The sequence below is a fragment of the Halorubrum pallidum genome (assembly GCF_055380345.1).
In genome coordinates, this window is the sequence record NZ_AP043945.1 from 960,029 (window position 1) to 977,879 (window position 17,851).

22 protein-coding genes and 1 pseudogene are annotated in these 17,851 nt (G+C 67.6%); 10 read left to right on the top strand and 13 right to left on the bottom strand.

What is annotated here, in order from left to right; translation table 11 throughout:
* Nucleotides 1-280: 280 nt before the first annotated feature.
* Together ACZ45C_RS06545 and ACZ45C_RS06550 are read right to left on the bottom strand one after the other, a co-directional pair.
* Complete coding sequence (locus ACZ45C_RS06545; protein WP_460560017.1) at nt 281-766, bottom strand: Lrp/AsnC family transcriptional regulator; 486 nt, start codon at nt 764-766, stop codon at nt 281-283.
* Between the two features lie 169 nt (nt 767-935).
* Nucleotides 936-1,070: a hypothetical protein gene (locus ACZ45C_RS06550; RefSeq protein WP_460560015.1), complete on the bottom strand. Its 135-nt coding sequence runs from the start codon at nt 1,068-1,070 to the stop codon at nt 936-938.
* 187 nt (nt 1,071-1,257) lie between these two features.
* Here ACZ45C_RS06550 and ACZ45C_RS06555 point away from each other — a divergent pair, with 187 nt between their 5' ends.
* Nucleotides 1,258-1,542: a translation initiation factor eIF-1A gene (locus ACZ45C_RS06555; RefSeq protein ID WP_460560013.1), complete on the top strand. Its 285-nt coding sequence runs from the start codon at nt 1,258-1,260 to the stop codon at nt 1,540-1,542.
* A 79-nt stretch (nt 1,543-1,621) separates the two neighbouring features.
* Here the strand turns inward: ACZ45C_RS06555 and ACZ45C_RS06560 are convergent, their stop codons facing one another.
* The gene (locus ACZ45C_RS06560; RefSeq protein WP_460560011.1) at nt 1,622-1,744 is read right to left on the bottom strand and encodes a hypothetical protein; all 123 of its coding nucleotides are present in this window, start codon (nt 1,742-1,744) and stop codon (nt 1,622-1,624) included.
* 735 nt (nt 1,745-2,479) lie between these two features.
* Between ACZ45C_RS06560 and thyA the strand changes: the two genes are divergently transcribed.
* From thyA to ACZ45C_RS06580, 4 genes are all read left to right on the top strand, one after another.
* Entirely contained in the window at nt 2,480-3,508 is a 1,029-nt protein-coding gene (gene thyA, locus ACZ45C_RS06565) for a thymidylate synthase (protein WP_460560669.1), read from the top strand.
* Nucleotides 3,508-4,098, top strand: coding sequence for a dihydrofolate reductase (locus ACZ45C_RS06570; RefSeq protein ID WP_460560009.1), 591 nt, complete (start codon nt 3,508-3,510; stop codon nt 4,096-4,098). The genes thyA and ACZ45C_RS06570 overlap by 1 nt, the downstream gene beginning before the upstream one ends.
* A 316-nt stretch (nt 4,099-4,414) precedes the next feature.
* On the top strand, nt 4,415-5,215 hold the full coding sequence (gene psmA, locus ACZ45C_RS06575) for an archaeal proteasome endopeptidase complex subunit alpha (protein WP_464374334.1): 801 nt from the start codon (nt 4,415-4,417) through the stop codon (nt 5,213-5,215).
* A 58-nt stretch (nt 5,216-5,273) separates the two neighbouring features.
* A complete protein-coding gene (locus ACZ45C_RS06580; RefSeq protein ID WP_460560005.1) occupies nt 5,274-6,149 on the top strand; it encodes an MOSC domain-containing protein in 876 nt (291 codons plus the stop codon).
* A 7-nt stretch (nt 6,150-6,156) separates the two neighbouring features.
* On the opposite strand, the gene ACZ45C_RS06585 is transcribed toward ACZ45C_RS06580, so the two are convergent.
* From ACZ45C_RS06585 to ACZ45C_RS06595, 3 genes are all read right to left on the bottom strand, one after another.
* Nucleotides 6,157-7,044, bottom strand: a complete 888-nt coding sequence (locus ACZ45C_RS06585) for a hypothetical protein (RefSeq protein ID WP_460560003.1) — start codon at nt 7,042-7,044, stop codon at nt 6,157-6,159.
* A 58-nt stretch (nt 7,045-7,102) separates the two neighbouring features.
* Nucleotides 7,103-7,972 (bottom strand): CheF family chemotaxis protein, encoded by an 870-nt coding sequence (locus tag ACZ45C_RS06590; protein ID WP_460560001.1) that lies wholly within the window; start codon nt 7,970-7,972, stop codon nt 7,103-7,105.
* A 108-nt stretch (nt 7,973-8,080) separates the two neighbouring features.
* Nucleotides 8,081-9,274, bottom strand: a complete 1,194-nt coding sequence (locus ACZ45C_RS06595) for a glycine cleavage system aminomethyltransferase GcvT (protein ID WP_460559999.1) — start codon at nt 9,272-9,274, stop codon at nt 8,081-8,083.
* A 135-nt stretch (nt 9,275-9,409) separates the two neighbouring features.
* Between ACZ45C_RS06595 and ACZ45C_RS06600 the strand changes: the two genes are divergently transcribed.
* On the top strand, nt 9,410-10,063 hold the full coding sequence (locus tag ACZ45C_RS06600) for a S26 family signal peptidase (RefSeq protein WP_460559997.1): 654 nt from the start codon (nt 9,410-9,412) through the stop codon (nt 10,061-10,063).
* Nucleotides 10,064-10,170: 107 nt separating this feature from the next.
* Here ACZ45C_RS06600 and ACZ45C_RS06605 read toward each other — a convergent pair.
* Nucleotides 10,171-10,680: pseudogene (locus tag ACZ45C_RS06605) on the bottom strand (NYN domain-containing protein); the annotation flags it as partial.
* A 179-nt stretch (nt 10,681-10,859) separates the two neighbouring features.
* Between ACZ45C_RS06605 and ACZ45C_RS06610 the strand changes: the two are divergent.
* The gene (locus ACZ45C_RS06610) at nt 10,860-11,111 is read left to right on the top strand and encodes a hypothetical protein (protein WP_460560667.1); all 252 of its coding nucleotides are present in this window, start codon (nt 10,860-10,862) and stop codon (nt 11,109-11,111) included.
* A gap of 62 nt (nt 11,112-11,173) precedes the next feature.
* Here the strand turns inward: ACZ45C_RS06610 and ilvD are convergent, their stop codons facing one another.
* From ilvD to ACZ45C_RS06625, 3 genes are all read right to left on the bottom strand, one after another.
* Complete coding sequence (gene ilvD / locus ACZ45C_RS06615; RefSeq protein ID WP_460559995.1) at nt 11,174-12,964, bottom strand: dihydroxy-acid dehydratase; 1,791 nt, start codon at nt 12,962-12,964, stop codon at nt 11,174-11,176.
* A gap of 129 nt (nt 12,965-13,093) precedes the next feature.
* Entirely contained in the window at nt 13,094-13,435 is a 342-nt protein-coding gene (locus tag ACZ45C_RS06620) for a PemK-like protein (RefSeq protein ID WP_460559993.1), read from the bottom strand.
* The gene (locus ACZ45C_RS06625) at nt 13,432-13,791 is read right to left on the bottom strand and encodes a MarR family transcriptional regulator (protein ID WP_460559991.1); all 360 of its coding nucleotides are present in this window, start codon (nt 13,789-13,791) and stop codon (nt 13,432-13,434) included. Before ACZ45C_RS06625 ends, ACZ45C_RS06620 begins: the two co-directional genes overlap by 4 nt.
* Before the next feature lie 263 nt (nt 13,792-14,054).
* Between ACZ45C_RS06625 and ACZ45C_RS06630 the strand changes: the two genes are divergently transcribed.
* Complete coding sequence (locus ACZ45C_RS06630) at nt 14,055-14,510, top strand: SHOCT domain-containing protein (RefSeq protein ID WP_460559989.1); 456 nt, start codon at nt 14,055-14,057, stop codon at nt 14,508-14,510.
* A 43-nt stretch (nt 14,511-14,553) separates the two neighbouring features.
* Here ACZ45C_RS06630 and purQ read toward each other — a convergent pair whose 3' ends face one another.
* Both purQ and purS read right to left on the bottom strand, forming a co-directional pair.
* Nucleotides 14,554-15,231 carry a phosphoribosylformylglycinamidine synthase I gene (gene purQ / locus ACZ45C_RS06635; protein WP_460559987.1) on the bottom strand — a complete coding sequence of 226 codons (678 nt, stop codon included), beginning with the start codon at nt 15,229-15,231 and terminating at the stop codon, nt 14,554-14,556.
* The gene (gene purS, locus ACZ45C_RS06640; RefSeq protein ID WP_460559985.1) at nt 15,228-15,479 is read right to left on the bottom strand and encodes a phosphoribosylformylglycinamidine synthase subunit PurS; all 252 of its coding nucleotides are present in this window, start codon (nt 15,477-15,479) and stop codon (nt 15,228-15,230) included. The genes purQ and purS overlap by 4 nt, the downstream gene beginning before the upstream one ends.
* Nucleotides 15,480-15,658: 179 nt before the next feature.
* On the opposite strand from purS, the gene ACZ45C_RS06645 reads away from it, so the two are divergent.
* Both ACZ45C_RS06645 and cmk read left to right on the top strand, forming a co-directional pair.
* Nucleotides 15,659-16,639, top strand: coding sequence for a formyltetrahydrofolate deformylase (locus ACZ45C_RS06645; protein ID WP_460559983.1), 981 nt, complete (start codon nt 15,659-15,661; stop codon nt 16,637-16,639).
* Nucleotides 16,640-16,738: 99 nt separating this feature from the next.
* On the top strand, nt 16,739-17,350 hold the full coding sequence (gene cmk, locus ACZ45C_RS06650; protein WP_460559981.1) for a (d)CMP kinase: 612 nt from the start codon (nt 16,739-16,741) through the stop codon (nt 17,348-17,350).
* 36 nt (nt 17,351-17,386) lie between these two features.
* On the opposite strand, the gene ACZ45C_RS06655 is transcribed toward cmk, so the two are convergent.
* A complete protein-coding gene (locus tag ACZ45C_RS06655; RefSeq protein ID WP_460559979.1) occupies nt 17,387-17,770 on the bottom strand; it encodes a SaoD/DsrE family protein in 384 nt (127 codons plus the stop codon).
* Nucleotides 17,771-17,851 lie beyond the last annotated feature (81 nt).

The following is a 17,851-nucleotide window of genomic DNA, read 5'->3' on the forward strand; positions in this document are numbered from 1 at the left end:
CAAAGAACGTACTGTTTGTTAAACCTATCTGTATTCACAGTCTGTTCGCAATTAGGTAATTATAGACCATTATGTTCTTTAGGAGATCTGGTCGATGCCCGATCGCAGGAGGCTCGGGGACCGTCTCGGAGGCGCTATCGCTGGTCGATCGAGTCTGACGTGTCGTCGAGAGCTAACGGAAACCGCCTGTAGGAGGACGGACGTGTGCCCCGGTTTGGTCACACACCAGTCGGCGACCGCGACCGACGGGGTCCCGGCGGAGAACTCGGCGTCTCCGCGCTTAGGATTCGTCTGTCGAGCGAGTTCCGGAGTTGAACTTGCCGAACGGCGTCGTCTCGTGGGTCCGAACCAGCACTTCGTCGGCGACGGTGAGCCCCATGTCGAGGAGTTCCTGTGCGACGGGCGTGATGTCGTCGTCCGACTCGCCGACGACGGTAACGAGGAGGTTCTGTTCACCGGTGACCAGTTCCTGTACCGAGACGACGCCGTCGATCTCTAGGATATCGGGAATCATATCGCCGCGTTGAGGTATCGTCGCGGTGCAGTAGAGCAACATTCGGAGCGGATAGCCCGATCTCTGATAATTGACGCTGGCGCTGTATCCCTTGATCACGCCGTCGGATTCGAGACGCTGAATACGCTTGCGGACGGTGCTGTCCGAAGTACCGGTCCGCTCTGCGATGTCCCCGGACGACATGTTGCGGGCATCCTCCTGTAACGCGTACAGGATCGCTTTGTCGACGTCGTCGACCTCCGTGTCGGCCATACCCGCGTGTCCGCGTTACGGGTACTTTACCTTTGTACGTTGCTCGGATACGTCCCCTCGGTGGCGACTGCCGGCGTGAGTTCTCGCGTCTCAGTTCCCGTCCGGAGAGACGGCGACTCGTGACCGGTTCCGTCCGGAGAGATGGCAGTCTCCCGACGCGCGCCGCGCTTTACAGGACGAACCGTATCGCCAGGGCCAAGAAGCCGATCATGAAGACGCCGAGCAGCGCGATCGTCGCGACCACGACGGCAGGCGCGAGGGCTTCGGTGTCCTCGTTGGTAACGATGGACTCCAGATCGTTCATACGCACCGACTCGCCGCCGCGGGGCTTGAACGCTTCGCTCGGTCGCCGACGGTCGCTCCGCCCCGACGACGCGCTCGACGAGCCCGTACCGGAGATCCCGAAACTGAGCGACAATGAGATCCGATCACACGAGATGCGCTCACACCTATCTCCAATCACTTATACGGCCGTCTGTCTTACTAACTGTATGAGCGAAGAATCCGGACGGAAGAACCTCCGAATGCCCAACGACGACGAAGTGTTCGCCGTGGTGACGGAGCACCTCGGCGGGAATCACGTCCGACTGCGCTGTGTCGACGGAGAGACGCGGATGGGTCGGATCCCCGGCCGCATGAAGTATCGCACGTGGATCAGCGAGGGCGACGTTGTGCTCGCCGAACCGTGGGACTGGCAGGACGAGAAAGCGAACGTCGAGTGGCGGTACGACGACGAGGACGCGGACCAGCTCCGCCGCGAAGGCCACATTCAGTAGCGACGCACGCGGACACGACCCGTTCGGCTGTTGACCCTTCTCTGTTCGCTGTCACCCGCGTCGCGTTCGACGCGGCCGATCAGGTGAACAGGAGAATGCCAACCACGACGACCGGTATCTCTCCACCGACCAGAAGCAGCGCGAGCAGCCAGTACCGGTATCGCCACGGCGAACGCGGTCGCACGCGGCCGAGTGGCGTCACCGGTCAGCCCGTGGGTCCACCGGTCAACTCGTGGGCCCACCGGTCAGCCCGTGGTAGCCCGATGCGACTCCCGTGTCAGTCGATCACACGCAAGATGTCGCCTCTCTCGAAAATAAACACGAACAATTATTACATAGAAGGCCATCGGGGTGAATGTGCCACCCGTAGTACACGATTAACGCAGACTCGGAGACGGAACCGACGTGCGGCCCCGAACTTCCGAGTACGCGCTCGACGAGCGAGGAACCGGTCGAGACGACGAACACGCAGACCGCGGCGGCGATGTTCGATCCGGAGAGCACGGTTCGGCTCCCGAACGGAACCGACCGCTGGAACGCGTACGCCGGATCCTGTCACGGCGGCGACTGACAGCGGGGCCGGCCCCTTTTATTCTACGCCCGACTACGTGCGATCGGCCGATGACGACCCACCGCACCGAGCTGCCTCGGCACCAGCGATGACGACCCCTATGAGTACAGAGGCCGCCACTTTCCGAACCGCCCTCGGACACCGCACGTCGTGACCGTCGACGACGCTGTTTGAGAGCGCACATCACTATTCAGCGTCTTGCTGATATTCCACCCGCGGTGGAAGCCCGCCGTTCACGGCGGGCGAGGGTGTCACCGCACCGAAATCGATCCGCAAGTGCTTAGGTTCAGTCCGGACGTGCGGACAGTAGACCCGTCGTCTCGGGGCGTCGTCGAGACGCGCGCCGCGAGCCGACACCCCATCCCCATGAAACAGTACCTCGATCTCGTCGACGACACGCTGTCGACGGGCACGTACAAGCCGAACCGGACCGGCGTCGACACGATCGCCTCGTTCAGCGGGCAGTACACCGTCGACCTCGCGGAGGGGTTCCCGCTGTTGACGACGAAAAAGATGGACGGCTACCGCTGGAACTCGCTCATCCACGAGGTGCTCTGGTACCTCTCCGGCGAGGAGCACATCCGGGACCTCCGCGAGGAGACGAAGATCTGGGACGCGTGGGCGGACGACGAGGGACGACTCGATACCGCCTACGGACGCTTCTGGCGTCGGTATCCGGTTCCGGAGGACGACGCGGCGCTGCCGGGCGAGACGTGGCCCGACGACGCCCACCGGTGGGTGACCGTCGAGGAGGGACCGGACGGAACCGAGCGGCGCACGTTCGACCAGATCCAGTACGTCCTCGACACGCTGGAAGAGAACCCCCGCTCTCGGCGGATGGTCGTGAGCGCGTGGCATCCGGCCAACGCCGCGACGTCCACGCTGCCGCCGTGTCATTACACCTTCGTGGTGAACGTCCAAGGAGACCGTCTCAACCTCCACCTCACGCAGCGGTCGGGGGACATCGCGCTGGGGGTCCCGTTCAACGTCGCGGCGTACGCGCTGCTCGCGAACGCGCTCGCCCAGCGGACCGGATACGAAGTCGGCGAGTTCGGACACACCGTCGTCGACGCGCACGTCTACTGCGGCCGCGGCGAGCGCGGGACGTGGTACGCGAACAACCTGAAGTACGTTCAAGAGCGCCTCGCGGCCGTCGACAGCAAGGCCGACTACCTGGACGTGAAAAGCTGGGTGGAGCGGACCGCTCCCGACGAGGTCGACAGTGAGGAGGGGTACGACCACGTGCCCGGACTGCTCGAACAGCTCTCGCGGGAGCCGCGCTCGCGCCCGCGGATCGAGATAGCGGACAAACCGCTCGACGAACTGACGTACGACGATATCGAGGTCGTCGGCTACGACTCCGCGGACGGGATCTCGTTCGCGGTCGCAGAGTGATGGCGGGTGGCGGTACCGGGGACGAGAGCGACGACGAGGACGTCGCCGATTCGGCCCCCGACATCGTCCTCGTCGCCGCCGTCGCCGACAACGGCGTCATCGGCGACGACGGCGGAATGCCTTGGCACTACCCGGCCGACCTCGCCCGCTTCAAGCGACTGACGACGGGCCACCCCGTTATCGTCGGCCGCGCGACCCACGAGAGCATCGTCGATCGGATCGGCGGTCCGCTCCCCGACCGCACCAGCGTCGTGTTGACGACGCGCGAACTCGGCGACGGTGACCTCTCCGACGGGGCCGTCGTCGCCAACGATATCGACGACGCGCTCGCGCTCGCGTCGGCGGACGCCGCCGACCGCGGCGTCGACGCGGTGTACGTGATCGGCGGCGCGACGGTGTACGAGCAGTTCCTCGACCGCGCCGATCGGATGGTGCTGACCGAGGTCCCCGAGCGCCCCGACGGCGACACGCGTTTCCCGGACTGGAACGCGGACGAGTGGACAGAGGTCGGTCGGGAGGTCGTCACGTCAGACGACACCGATCGCGGCGACGACCTCGCGTTCGTCACCTACGAGCGGATCGTCGGCTGAGGGCGGTATGCGTTCAGCGGAAGACGGACGACGCGTCGACTGCGCCCATCGTGATCCGAGCGCCGAGCGTCCCGCGGCTCCGCCGACGGTCCCGAGCACAGCGAGGTGGGTCGCGAGCGCGACCGTCGTTCGTGTGGGACGTCAATGTCACCGCAGATGCGGGACCGGGATATCTCCGTCGTAGGCGGAGACGACTCGGCTTGGTGCACGAGGTCGGTGGCCGCGTCGAACGTACCGGTTACGGATGCTTTTTCAATCGTCCGGCGTAATAAGGGGTAATGAGCCAGCGTGACACCGCGAGAGCGGGTGACCGACGATGATGGGTGGCAACGACCAGCAGGCGTACGACCGCGGCACGTCGCTGTTCTCGCCCGACGGCCGGATCTACCAGGTCGAGTACGCCCGCGAGGCCGTCTCTCGCGGTGCGCCGAGCGTCGGCGTCCGGACGACGGAGGGCGTGGTCTTCGTCGCGATGTCGCGGGCGTCCTCGACGCTGATGGAATCTGAGAGCATCGAGAAGCTCCACAAGCTCGACGACCACCTCGGCACCGCGAGCGCGGGCCACGTCGCAGACGCCCGGCAACTGATCGACCTCGCGCGCCGTCAGTCGCAGGGGAATCGACTCCGATACGGTGAGCCCGTCGGCGTCGAGACGCTGACGAAGTTCGTCACCGACCACATTCAGGAGAACACCCAGCGCGGCGGCACGCGCCCGTACGGGGCCGCCCTGCTCATCGGCGGGATAGATAACGGCGAGCCGCGACTGTTCGCCGCCGATCCCTCCGGCACGCCCAACGAGTGGAAGGCGACCGTCATCGGCGGCGGCCGCCAGACGATCCAGGGCCACCTCGAAGAGGAGTGGAGCGAGGACCTCTCGCTTCAGGCGGGTATCGAACTCGGGATCGCCGCGCTCGCGGCCCACGAGGACGAGTTCGAACCCACCGACCTCGCGATCGCCACGATCACCGACGCGGACGGCTACCGGACCGTTCCCGGCGACGAGGTCGCCGACGCATTCGAGGCCGTCGGACTGTCCGACAGCGACGACGCGGACGACGCGGACGACGCGGACGACGCAGACGACGCGGACGACGCAGACGACGCGGACGACGAGTAGTCGCCCGAGACGACGGTCCCGTCCGACCCTTTTTGCGTTATCGGGGTGAATCCCGCGCATGGTGCGCATCGCTGAACTCCTCGCGTATCCGCTGAAATCAAACGACGGCGTCGCGGTCGACCGCGCCGAACTTGGCCCCAAGGGGGCGCTGCGCGGCGACCGCTCGTACGCCCTCGTCGAGGCCGGCGTCGATCCCCACGAGGCCTCGGTCGGCGGCGACGGCGGCTACGTCAACGGGAAGCGCGAACCCGCCGTTCACGGCCTCGGAGCGAGCTACGAACTGGCCGACGGCCCCGACGCGACGCCGACGGCGGTCACCCTCGACCGACCCGACCGCCCGGTGACGGGAATCGACGCCGACGAGCGGCGGTTCGCCCTCCCAGAGGACCGCGAGGCGCTGGAGGCGTGGGTCGGTGAGTACCTCGGGTACGCCGTCGACCTCGTTCGCGAGCCGGACGGCGGCCTCCCCGACGACCGCGCCGCGCCCGGTCCCACGGTCGTCTCGCGGGCGACGCTGGCGACGGTCGCAGCGTGGTTCGACGAAGTCGACGACGCGGCCGAGATGCGCCGCCGGCTCCGCCCGAACGTGGTGCTCTCGGACTGTCCGGCGTTCTTCGAGGACCGGTTATTCACGGACCACGGCGAGGCCGTCCGGTTCTTCGCCGGAGACACGCCGATCCTCGGCGTCAATCCCTGTCAGCGCTGTGTCGTGCCGTCACGAGACCCCGACACCGGAACCGAGATCGCCGGCTTCCGCGAGCGGTTCATCCGAAAGCGCCGCGAGACACGCCCGACGTGGCTCGACAGCGACCGGTTCGATCACGACTTCCGTCTGATGGTCAACACCGTCGTCCCCGGGGCGTCTCGAGGTGACACAGTCGCTGTCGGGGATTCGATAGCGGTCGGAGATGCGGTGAGCGTCGACGAGGCGTGACGCGCGTTCACCGTCCCCCGTTGGTCAAGGCGATAGGCTCCTCGTCGGCGTCGTTCGCAGTTTCGGGGGTCGATCCCTCGCCGGCCGTCGGGTCGACTGCGGGATCGTCGACACCGAAGTGCGTCCAGAGGGTGACGGCGACGACAGCGTAGGCGACGAGGTCGTAGTGGACGGTCCCCTCGAAGCCCGTGAAGGCGGCGAGGGTGCTGTATCCGAAGAGCGCGGTCACGCCGCCGACGAACGCGGCGTCGTTCGTGATACGACCCTCGGCGAGCGCGACGAGCGCCCCGCGGATCCGGGGGCCGCAGGCGACGAGGAACGCGATCCCGGAGAGCGCGCCGAGGTTCACGAAGAAGTGCGTCGCCACCTGCGAGTCGAGGATCGACTGCAGATACTGGACGGTCACCGGATCGTAGAACAGCCACTCGGCGCGGGTCGGATACAGCACCGCGATGTACGGCGTCGCGACCATCAGCCCGAACAGCACCGCGACCGCGACTCTGGCGGACGCGAACTGCGACGCCCGGCGCGTTTCGAACGCCGCGTCGCCGGGGTCCACGACGAACCCGAGGGATTCCAGCGTCTCTCTGAGATCGTCCCGCGGGAGCGACGGAGAGTGGTGAATCCCGACAGTCCCGTTTCGAGCCGTGGCCGAGACGGCGCTGACGTCCTCGCGGTCTGCGAGGACGAGTTCGAGCAGTCGCTCTCGACGGTCGGTGTCGATTCCGTCGACAGAGAACGTGTCGTGGACGTGCGGTTCCGGCACCCGTGCGACCCGCGGTCCGGTCGCCGAGTCGGACTCGTCGGCGGGAGGACGGCCCTCCGAGGGGTCTATCCCGCGATCGCGGGCCGCAGCGTCGAGCTTCGTTCGATGCCTGCGGCGGTCGGCTGGCATGTGAACACCCTGCATCCACAGTAGCTTGAAGCTTGTCCCCCTGTGACACTCGCCCCCGTCAGGAGTTGACGGACTCGAGGTAGGACGTGACGATCATTTTTCCCTTGCGAGTGAGCGCAGCGCCCGAGTCCCCGTCGACGACGAGGGACTCCTCGCGCAGGGTTTCGAGGATCATCGACGTCTGAGCCACGTCGCCGGTGACCACGTCCGCGATGTTCGCTTCCCCGCCGGCCGAGTAGATCGACACGAGGATCTCCATTTGCTCTTCTGTCGGATCGAACGCCTCGACGTCCTCTCTCACCTCGTCGTACTCCAGTTTGATGTACCGGCCGAGGATGTTCAGCGTTCGCCCGTCCGGAACCGTCGCAATCGACGTGACCGTCTGTGTGTCCGGAACGTGACGGAACACGAGCGCCGGCCGCCGCGTTCCCGCGAGCGTCCGGTCCGTGCGCTCGTAGTCGATAACCGTCGAGAGGTCGACCCGGAACGGCTCCGGACAGTCGGTGAATCCGATCGCGCCCGACGAGAGCGACACGGACGCCGGGTGGTCGTCGGCGTCGGTGACGCGGCCACCGACCTTCGCCGGATGGCGAACGGTGACGGTCACGTTCCGCAGTAGGGCAGTGAAAAGCAACCGAGTGAACCGCTCCATGTCCGCCGGTTCGCCCTCGACGAGAGCGCTTTTTCGAGCCCCGTTCTGCTCGTATGCGACGGTGACGCTGTCTTGGAAAAACGACTGCAGCTCGCCCGGAACGGTACCGACCACGATGTCGAACACCGACGACAACGGGACCGTCGTCTTCTCGGTGTCCGTCGCGAGCACGAGGCGGCGCTGACTCAACAGGACGCGACCGCGTACCGGGTCGCTGCTCCCGAAGTCGGTGGCGTGAACGCGGCCGACGAAGTCGGCGACGACGGACTCCTCCATCGGGTGTCCCTATCGGCCGTTCGCTATTTACTGTTACTCTCGACGGGAGGCGGATCACCCGCCATCGCAGGGAGAAATCGCCCGGCGATCTGCCACTGGAGCGTCCGGCTAGCGATCCAGGAACGGCGGGACGACGATCTCGGCGCGCTTCTCGTCGCCGCGGACGACGACGCTCACCTCGGATCCCGCCTCGATGAACTGCTCGTGGAGATACCCCAGCCCGATCGGCTCGTCGAGCGTCGGGCTCATCGTTCCGGAGGTCAGCCGCCCGATCCGCGTGAGGTCGCCGTCGGTGACCGCGTAGCCGCCGCGCGGAACGCCGCGTTCGAGCAGCCGCACCCCGACGAACCGCTCGTCGACACCGGCCTCGCGCTGTGCGGCGAGCGCGTCGCGGCCGACGAACGCCGTGTCGAGGTCGACGACGAAGCCGATGTCGGCCTCGTAGGGCGTCCGCGGCTCGCTCTCGGGATCGAAGTCCTGCCCGGAGAGCAGGTAGCCCATCTCCATGCGAAGGGTGTCGCGAGCGCCCAGCCCGCACGGCTGTGCGGATCCGTCGCCCGCGTCCCCTCCGACGAACGCCTCCCAGACCGCCGCGGCGTCGGCGGTCGGACACATGATCTCGAAGCCGTCCTCGCCGGTGTACCCGGTCCGCGCGACCCAACTCGGCGCGTCGGCGACCGTCGCCGCCGTCGCCTCGAACTTCGAGAGATCCGTGACCGCGTCGCCGTCGGTCCCGCCGTCGAGCGCGGCCGCCGCGTCCGGACCTTGCACCGCGAGCATCGCCCAGTCGTCGGTCGCGTTCGCGACCGCCGCGTCGAGCTCCCACTCGTCGCGGTGGTCGACCCAGCGGTCGTACATCTGGTCGTCGTGGCCCGCGTTCGGCACGAAGAGGTACGCGGGATCGCCGGTGGTGTCGTCGAGGTCGGCGTCGGGGTCCGCGGCGACATCGGCGAGCGCCGACGCGGCGGTCCCCGCCTCGACACCGTCCGGAAGCCGGTAGACGACCGTGTCGTCGAGCATGATCCCGTCCGCGTTCGTCACCGCGGCGTACTGGGAGTCACCGGGGTCGAGCGCGGTCACGTCGTTGGTCGTCAGGCGGTCGAGCAGGGCGGTCGCGTCCGGCCCCGACACTTCGATCTCGCTCATGTGCGACACGTCGAAGACGCCGACCGACTCCCGGACTGCGGCGTGCTCCTCGCGGATCGAGTCGAACTCGACGGGCATCTGCCACCCGCCGAAGCCGGTGAACTTCGCGCCGCGCGCGTCGTGTGTCTCGTGGAGGGGCGGCCGTCGGTCCGTCATATGGGCGTACGCTCGCCGGGACCGACCTTAACCCCTTGGCATCCGGCGCGACGCGCTCGCAGACCGAAGCGTCCGTGCCCCTCTCCCGCTCCGACCGGCGACAGCCTCAAGCCGATCGGTCCCTCGGATAGCGACGTGAAGGGGGACAGATCCGGCCTGTTCGGGCCCGCCGCCGCGGTCCTCGTCGTCGCGCTCGTCGCCGCCGCGGTCGTCGGCGCGTGGCCGCCGCTCGTCGCCGTCGAGAGCGGAAGCATGGCCCCGGAGGTCGAGCGCGGTGACCTCGTCGTCGTCACCGCGACCGATCGATTCCCGTGGGGCGACGTCGCGGGTCACACCGCCCCGGACGCGCCGACGCGCCTCGGCGACGCCGGCGACGTGGTCGTCTTCGACCCGCTGAACGACGGGCGCGGCCCGATTCTCCACCGCGTCGCGTTCCCGGTCGCGGCCGGCGACGACTGGACGGACCGCGCGGACCCGTCGCTTCTAGACGGCGACTGCGCCGACATCGCGGCGTGTCCCGCCCCGCACGACGGCTACATCACCTACGGGGACGCCAACGGGGAGTACGACCAGAGCGCGGGGATCGCCCCGGTCGTTCGCGAGGACTGGATACGCGCCAAGGCGGTGCTGTCCGTGCCGGAACTCGGGTGGTTCCGTCTTGCCGCCGACGCCGCGATCGCTCGCGTCGGACTCCTCCCGACCGCGGTCGGGTTCGGCGGTGTCGCCGCCGCCACGGGCGGCCTCGGAGCGATGCTCCTCGGTCGGCTCCGCTCTGAGACCCGGGTCTGAGCGCGTCGCTAGCGGGTTCGATCCTCGTGGATCGTCCCCTCAACGCCGGGCTGCCGGGTCGCGTCGGCCTTCTCGCTCGCGTCAGCTTCCGCTGTCGCGTCGGTCTCCTCGCTCGCGTCCGTCGCCGCATCCGTGTCGCCGTCCTCGGTCGCTTCGCCTGCCTCCGTGGTCACGTCGCCGTCGAGGGTCACGGACCCGTTCGCGGCGTTTCGCAGGGCGTCCGAGCGGCCGAATTCGCCGGGCGCGATCGCGAGCGTCCGGATCCCGTAGCCGTTGGCCGTCTCGACGACCGGCTTGAAGTCCGTGTCGCGCGAGGCGATGGCGAGCGTCGTCATCCGCCCTTCGGCGGCGAACCGGGCCGCGTCGACCGCGAGCTTCACGTCGACGTCGCCGCTCGTGACCACGACCTCGAAGCCGCGGGCCTCCGCCGCCTGGATCAGCCCCGGCGTCGCGTGCTCGTCGAGGTACAACCGAGTCGTGACGAGCGGGCCCTCCGCTTCGGCCGCGCGCCGCACGTCGTCTAGGTCCACGTCGAACTCCTCGCGCAGTACGTTCGGTCCGTCGACGAACAGCGCCACGCCGCCGGCGTCCGCGTCCGTCTCGCCGCCTTGCTCCATGGCCGGGATTCGAGGCCCGCAAAGATAGGGGTGGTGATGTGTGGGCGACGCGTGAGCGCCCGATCGCGAGGCCAATCGCGTTTGCATAGTAAGACCTTATATTCGTGTTAGGTCTTGATCGATACACGTAGTGAATATACGAAGTTTTGAAATAGTATGTCCAATTATTACGGAGTATGATGTCGAGGTCCAACGCGTACACCGTCATTTCCGCACAGAACGATCACGATTGCACCACGGTACGTGCACATCCACGGAACGAGACGTACCACATCGTCGACTACGCCGACGAGGACGCCCGCGAGCGCGTCGCGGACCTGCCGGTCGGGTCCGTCGTCCGTCTCGAACTGTCGCGCGCCGGTCGCCGGAGCAACGTCTGGTGCGCCGAATCGGTCCGGACCGCCCAGACCGACGGCGGCACCGTGGAGTGAGCGGCACCGCGTCTCGACCGTCTCAGTCCGAAAACAGCTCGCGGTGGCGCGTTCGGCTCAGCTTATAGATCCCGCGTGAGTCGTGGGTTCGTCACCGCGCCCTCGGACGCGGAGGCGAAGTCGCGGCCGTACTTCGCGAGGATCCCGCCCTCGTACTGCGGCTCGGGTGCCTCGAACGCCTCGCGGCGCTCGGCCAGCTCTTCTTCGGAGAGGTCGACCGAGAGGTCGCGCTCCGGAATGTCGACCGTGATCTCGTCGCCGTCCTCGATGAGCCCGATCGGGCCGCCGACGGCCGCCTCGGGAGCCACGTGTCCGATCATCGGGCCGCGAGTCGCGCCCGAGAACCGCCCGTCGGTCAGGAGCGCCACGTCGTCCTCGTGGCCCGCGCCGACGACGGCCGCGGTGACGCCGAGCATCTCGCGCATGCCGGGGCCGCCGGTCGGCCCCTCGTTGTGGATGACGATCACGTCGCCCGACTCGATCTCGCCCGACTGGACGTACTCCATCGCGTCCTCCTCGTTCGTGAACACGCGCGCCGGCCCCTCGTGGTAGAACGCGTCGTCGCCGGTCACCTTGAGCACCGACCCCTCGGGCGCGAGGTTGCCCGTGAGGATCTTGATCGCGCCCTCGGCCTCTTTGGGCTCGTCGACCGTGTAGAGGAAGTCGGCCTCGATCTCCGAGTCGTCCGGGAGGTCGCCGCGCTCCTCTAACTCCGCGATCTCCTCGGCGAGCGTCCGGCCGGTGACGGTCATCGCGTCGCCGTGGAGCAGGTCCGCCTCCAGCAGGCGGCGGAGCACGACCGGCACGCCGCCGACCTCGTGGAGGTCGTTCATCACGCTGCTCCCGCCGGGCTGGAGGTCGGCGATCTTCGGCGTGCGCCGCGAGATCTCGTCGAAGTCCTCGATCGAGAGGTCGACGTCGGCCTCGCCCGCGAGCGCGAGGAGGTGGAGGACGCCGTTCGTCGAGCCGCCGATCGCGGTCTGTAGGGCGATCGCGTTCTCGAAGGACTTCCGCGAGAGGATGTCGGAGGGGCGGCGGTCGTTCTCGATGCAGTCCATGGCGAGCTCGCCGGCGCGCTCGGCCACGTCGTAGCGCTCCTGATCCTCTGCGGGCGCGGAGGCCGAGCCGAGCGGGGCCATCCCGAGCGCCTCGGAGATGGACGCCATCGTGTTCGCCGTGAACATCCCGCCACAGGAGCCCGCGCCGGGACACGCGTGGCGTTCGAGCTCGTCGAGCTCCTCGCCGCTCATGTCGCCTTCGGCGTACGCGCCGACGCCCTCGAACACCTGCACGATGGTCACGTCGCGGCCGTCGTGCTGGCCGGGCATGATCGACCCGCCGTAGAGGAACACCGACGGGAGGTCGGTGCGGATCGACGCCATCAGCATGCCCGGCAGGTTCTTGTCACAGCCCGCGACCGTCACCAGCGCGTCCATGCGCTCGCCGAACGAGACGAGTTCGACGCTGTCGGCGATCACTTCCCGCGAGATCAGCGAGGCCTTCATCCCCTCCGTCCCCATCGAGATGGCGTCGGAGATGGTGATCGTGCCGAACTCGATCGGCATGCCGCCGGCGGCGTCGATGCCGTCGAGCGCCGCGTCCGCGACGTCGTCGAGGTGGACGTTACACGGCGTGATGTCGGCCGCGGGGTTCGGGACGCCGACGATCGGCGAGGAGAGGTCCTCGTCGTCGAACCCCATCGCCCGGAACATCGAGCGGTGGGGAGCCCGCTCTGCGCCCTCCGTCACGTCTCTGCTCCGGAGGCTGTCGTCTTTCTTGCCCGCAAATCGGTCCGCGTCGCCGCGTCCCCGCGAGGCCGCGTCCTCGTCGGATCGGGATTGCTGCTCGCTCATACTCGCCCCTATCGCTCGGGGGTCTTAAACTGACGCACCGGAACAAGTTGCTCCGGATCGACGCGTCTCCTCGTCCACCTTCTCAGTACGTTGACCGCGGTCGCTCTTAACAACGAACCGTCGGTCGGGCTACGAATTCACGTAGCCGATCAACTGTGTCGCCACGTCTTCGGTGCGCTCGTCGACGAGCGAGGTCATGTGGAACTCCACTTCTGTGACACTGTTGAGGGTCGCAAGCGACCACGGGAGGACGTGGCTTCGTTTCCCGAGCGGAGCGCCCTCGTAGTCCTCGTCTCGGAGCGTGAGTGCGTCGTCGTGGTAGGATTTCGAGGAGATCAGAACCCTGATGAGCTGTAGTCCGTGGTCAGGGAATCGAGGCGTGCCCAGAACGAGTAGCGGCCGACCCTTGTCCGAAAGCGGATCGGTTCCCCAGACGATATCACCGCGTTCCAGTTCGTCGAACGCAGTCACCGGACCACCTCCATGTCGTCGGTCTGCAGTTCTTCAAGGGGTTCCTCGCCGTACTGTTCGTCTGCGGTCTCGTGGTGTCGATGCAGCCGGTATGCGGACCGGAGTCGCTCTTCGTCGTCCGTGATCGCCCAGTACGGGCTCTTGTGACGCACGAGATCGCGCTCTTTCAGCCGTGAGAGGATCGCACTGACCGCGTCCGTCTCCAGTCCGAGCTGATCGGCGATCGTCGCAGCCTTCCACGCACGGTCATCGTTCTCGTCGAGAAACAGTACGATCCGTTCGGTGTCGTTCCGCTTCTCGAATTCGTCAGCGTCGGCGTCCTCGAATTCATCGATATCGATGGTCCCGCTCGACATACCTTCGCGTTGGTGGTGTTGGAATATAGCTGTTTGGAGTGTTTGTTGAGTTGGTTTGTTGCTGCATCAGACACCGGTCACGAACAACGACCGTTCGTGTGAATAGCCACGTTTCACCGCTTTCTCACACCCGGGTGTTCAGTTCTATTCGTGTCAGACGGCGGCACAGACCCAGACGACACCGGTCTTGTCGGTCTCTCTCGGAGTTCGGGCCACTGAGAATCCGCGGCGCGTACTTGCCTGTGGGCGACCAACCCTCACGTATGACCGGCAGGACTGTCGACAGCAGTAGACAGAGCGGGGCACAATCCGCCAGCGTGGCCGGCGGGGCGGGCGGCCTCGTCGGGATGGCCGGCGGCATGGGTGGAATGGGCGGTATGGGAGGCATGGGCGGCATGTGGCTGACGGCGGTTCCGCTGTTGTTGCTGACCGTCGCCGCGCTCGCGGTGATCGCGTACGTCGCCGTTGGACGGCTCTCGGCTGCCGACGCCGATCAGAGGGAGGCCGAGACGGCGACGCCGGACGAGGATCCGATCGAGCGTCTCAAGCGGCGATACGCCGAGGGCGACCTCACCGAGGCGGAGTTCGAGCGCGCGCTGGACCGGGAACTAGACGACGAAGCGACGCGGGGCGATACGGACGGCATCGCTGGCGCCGGCGGCGGCTCCGCCGACCGAACCGTGACAGGCGAATCAGCAGAACGGGCCTCGGAGCGCTGATCGAACCGGGCGAGAGGCTGAGGTATCCGTCAGATAAGCCGGCTCAGGCGAACGCCTGCAGAATACCCGCCCCCTCCGTGCTCCGACCGAGGTCGGGGAGCGTGGCGCGCTCGGGGTGGGGCATGAGGACGGCGACGTGCTCGCGCTCGCCGAGGACGCCGGCGACGTTGTCGGTCGAGCCGTTGGGGTTGGCCGCGTCGGTGACCTCGCCGTCGGCGTCGCAGTAGCGGAAGAGGACGCGGTCGTCGGCGACGAGGTCGTCGTGGGCGTCCGCGCCGATTTCGAAGCGACCCTCTCCGTGCGCGATGGGCACCTCGATCACCTGTCCCTCGTCGTAGGCCGCAGTCCACGGGGTGTCGGCGCGCTCGACCCGGAGGTAAACGGGCTCACACTGGAAGCGCGCGGAGGCGTTCGTGGTGAACGCGCCGGGCGTGAGTCCCGACTCCGAGCCGATCTGCGCGCCGTTGCAGATCCCGATCACGGGGACGCCGTCGGCGGCGGCCTCGCGGACCTCGTCCACGATCGGGTCGCGGGCGGCCATCGCGCCGGCGCGGAGGTAGTCGCCGTAGGAGAAGCCGCCCGGGAGGACGATCCCGTCCGTGTCGGCCGGGAGCCCGTCCTCGTGCCAGACGCGCTCGGCGTCGATCCCGAGGTGCGCGAGCGCGCGAACCGCATCGCGGTCGCAGTTCGAGCCGCCGAACTGCACCACAGCGACCGTCATCGCTCCGCGACCGCGACGTCGTAGTCGTGGATCGTCGGGTTCGCGAGCAGCCGCTCGGCCATCTCGCCGGCCCGGTCGGCCGCCTCGTCCGCGTCGGCGGCGTCCAGATCGAGTTCGAACCGGTCGGCGGACCGGAGGTCCGACAGCTCGAAGCCGAGCCGTTCGAGGGCCTTCTGGGTCGTCTCCGCCTCCGGATCGAGGACGCCCCGCTTCAGCCGCACCGTCACCGTCGCGGTGTATGCCGTCATTATCGGTAGTGCGGAGTCGTGTGTAAAAACCGTTTTGGAACGCCGCTTATATCCACGTTTGTGGATATATTTGAGACGATCGTGAGCGTCGATCTCGGCACCGGAGCGAAAGGGACAACCCTCTCCGGCCGCTGGTGAGGGTGTATGCAGCCGTTCGAACCCGCGGAGGTGATCGTCGCATGACCCGCGAACTGACCGAAATCACGGTCGTCGGAGGAGACAAGACCGGACTCATCGCGCGGGTCACCTCCCTGCTGTTCGAGCGGGGAATCAACATCGAGGACCTAGACCAGGCGGTCCGCGAGGGCGTCTTCCGGATGACGACCCGCGTCGACGCCTCGGACCTCGAGACCTCGCGCGGCGAACTCCGCCGCGCGCTGGCCGAACTCGGCCGCGAGCTCGACGTCGACATCCAGGTTCGGTTCCCGAGCGACCGCGACGCCCGCCGAGTCGCGCTGCTCGTCACCAAGGAGACGCACGCGCCCGAGGCGCTGCTGAAGGCCGAGGCCAACGGCGAACTGGCAGACGACGGCGAGGCGGAGATCCCGGTCGTCATCGGCAACCGCGGGGACCTCCGGACGCTCGCGGAGCGGTACGACAAGCCGTTCTACGACGTGGGCGACGGCAACGGCAACACCGACGAGGGCCGCCTGCTCGACCTGTTGGCCGAGTACGACGTTGACCTCATCGTCCTGGCCCGCTACATGCGCATCCTCTCGCCGGAGGTCGTCTTCCGTTACGAGGGTCGGATCATCAACGTCCACCCGTCGCTTTTGCCGGCGTTCCCCGGCGCGGAGGCGTACCGACAGGCGAAGGACGCTGGCGTTCGCATCGCCGGCGTCACCGCCCACTACGTGACGACCGACCTCGATCAGGGGCCGATCATCGCCCAGCGCGCCTTCGACATTCCCGCCGGAGCGAGCGTCGGCGACATCAAGCGCCGCGGGCAGCCGCTCGAGGCCGACGTGCTGCTCGACGCCGTCCGACTCCACCTCGCCGACGCCATCGCGATCCATCGCGGGACGGTCCACGTCCGCGAAGACGTCGACGTCGACGCGCAGCTCGGGCTCTCGACCGCAGCCGTCGACGCGAATCCGGAGGAGCCGGTCGACGGCGAACCGCTCTCGCGTCCGGAGCCCGCGAGGACGGGCGACGACTGAACGCTCTCGTCGGTGGCTCGCGCTCGCCGCGTGACCGCCTCGTCCCGCTCGCTCGCGAATCGTCCCGTTTATCTGATCGCCCTCCGTGGCCGCGCATGTATGAGTGGAATCCCGGCGGCGGACCGCGAGATCGATGCGAACCTGTTCGTTACCGTCTCGGGGCCGCCGGGCTGCGGGGCGACGACGCTCGTCGAGGGCGTCGCGGCGGCGCTCGACTGCGGCTACGTCTCCGGCGGCGAACTGTTCCGCGAGATCGCCGACGAGCGCGACATGAGCCTCTCACAGCTGATCGCGAAGACGGGCGAGTCCGAGGAGATCGACCGCGCGCTCGACCGGCGGCTCCGGACGATCGCCGAGAAGTGGGGGGCGTCGAGCAAGCCGTTCGTGCTCGAATCGCGGCTCGCCGGCTGGATCGCCGGCAACCGCGCCGACGTTCGGATCTGGCTCGACGCCCCCGACGAGGTGCGAGCCGACCGAACCGCGAGTCGGGATGAGATGACTTCCGAGATGCAGGTGCGCGAAGTGATAGAGGAGAAGCGCTACAAGTCGTACTACGGTATCGACCTGTCGGACCGGTCCATCTACGACCTCGCGATCAACACGGGACGCTGGGACGCCGAGACGACGCTCGACATCGCGCTCGCCGCGATCGACGGGTACGACATCGAGGCGGACGAGGGGGCGTTCGACACGCCCGACTTCGAGATCTGAGGCCGACGCCGCGGGACGGTCCGGCGGCCGCCGACCTCACAGCGTGACGACCTGATCGACGCCGACCTCACCGAGCGCCTCGTACAGGTCCGGGAAGCAGCCGACCGTCGCGCCCTCCACCGTGTTCGTCGGCTCGTAGTGGTCGCGTCCGTGCTCGTCGGTGTGGTCGAACTCCGCGAGCCCCCGCCGCGTCGCACACTGGTCACACAGCATGAGCAGAATCCCCCGCTCGGCAGCCACGTCCGCGAGCCGTTGCCCCAGCGGGTCGTCCTCGCGGAGCGCGTAGGTGTTGTCGTGGAAGAAGAACATTCCGACGACGTCGGCACCGTGCGCGCCGGCCTCCAGCTGCGGGAGGATCATGTCGCCAAGTACGTAGTCGATGGTCTGTCCGGCCGTCGCGAAGACGTACGCGACCTTCATACTCGGTGCACGGCCGAGGTGGTGTTCGTTCCGCGGACTCCGGCAGCGTCCCCCGGTGTCTGTGACGCACTCTGCGCGTTC

What these genes read in the sequence shown, in the direction of transcription:
- ACZ45C_RS06545 (WP_460560017.1), bottom strand. Translation starts at nt 766, where the DNA reads ATGGCCGACACGGAGGTCGACGACGTCGACAAAGCGATCCTGTACGCG.
- ACZ45C_RS06550 (WP_460560015.1), bottom strand. Translation starts at nt 1,070, where the DNA reads ATGAACGATCTGGAGTCCATCGTTACCAACGAGGACACCGAAGCCCTC.
- ACZ45C_RS06555 (WP_460560013.1), top strand. Translation starts at nt 1,258, where the DNA reads ATGAGCGAAGAATCCGGACGGAAGAACCTCCGAATGCCCAACGACGAC.
- thyA (WP_460560669.1), top strand. Translation starts at nt 2,480, where the DNA reads ATGAAACAGTACCTCGATCTCGTCGACGACACGCTGTCGACGGGCACG.
- ACZ45C_RS06570 (WP_460560009.1), top strand. Translation starts at nt 3,508, where the DNA reads ATGGCGGGTGGCGGTACCGGGGACGAGAGCGACGACGAGGACGTCGCC.
- psmA (WP_464374334.1), top strand. Translation starts at nt 4,415, where the DNA reads ATGATGGGTGGCAACGACCAGCAGGCGTACGACCGCGGCACGTCGCTG.
- ACZ45C_RS06580 (WP_460560005.1), top strand. Translation starts at nt 5,274, where the DNA reads ATGGTGCGCATCGCTGAACTCCTCGCGTATCCGCTGAAATCAAACGAC.
- ACZ45C_RS06585 (WP_460560003.1), bottom strand. Translation starts at nt 7,044, where the DNA reads ATGCCAGCCGACCGCCGCAGGCATCGAACGAAGCTCGACGCTGCGGCC.
- ACZ45C_RS06590 (WP_460560001.1), bottom strand. Translation starts at nt 7,972, where the DNA reads ATGGAGGAGTCCGTCGTCGCCGACTTCGTCGGCCGCGTTCACGCCACC.
- ACZ45C_RS06595 (WP_460559999.1), bottom strand. Translation starts at nt 9,274, where the DNA reads ATGACGGACCGACGGCCGCCCCTCCACGAGACACACGACGCGCGCGGC.
- ACZ45C_RS06610 (WP_460560667.1), top strand. Translation starts at nt 10,860, where the DNA reads ATGTCGAGGTCCAACGCGTACACCGTCATTTCCGCACAGAACGATCAC.
- ilvD (WP_460559995.1), bottom strand. Translation starts at nt 12,964, where the DNA reads ATGAGCGAGCAGCAATCCCGATCCGACGAGGACGCGGCCTCGCGGGGA.
- ACZ45C_RS06625 (WP_460559991.1), bottom strand. Translation starts at nt 13,791, where the DNA reads ATGTCGAGCGGGACCATCGATATCGATGAATTCGAGGACGCCGACGCT.
- ACZ45C_RS06630 (WP_460559989.1), top strand. Translation starts at nt 14,055, where the DNA reads ATGACCGGCAGGACTGTCGACAGCAGTAGACAGAGCGGGGCACAATCC.
- purQ (WP_460559987.1), bottom strand. Translation starts at nt 15,231, where the DNA reads ATGACGGTCGCTGTGGTGCAGTTCGGCGGCTCGAACTGCGACCGCGAT.
- purS (WP_460559985.1), bottom strand. Translation starts at nt 15,479, where the DNA reads ATGACGGCATACACCGCGACGGTGACGGTGCGGCTGAAGCGGGGCGTC.
- ACZ45C_RS06645 (WP_460559983.1), top strand. Translation starts at nt 15,659, where the DNA reads ATGACCCGCGAACTGACCGAAATCACGGTCGTCGGAGGAGACAAGACC.
- cmk (WP_460559981.1), top strand. Translation starts at nt 16,739, where the DNA reads ATGAGTGGAATCCCGGCGGCGGACCGCGAGATCGATGCGAACCTGTTC.
- ACZ45C_RS06655 (WP_460559979.1), bottom strand. Translation starts at nt 17,770, where the DNA reads ATGAAGGTCGCGTACGTCTTCGCGACGGCCGGACAGACCATCGACTAC.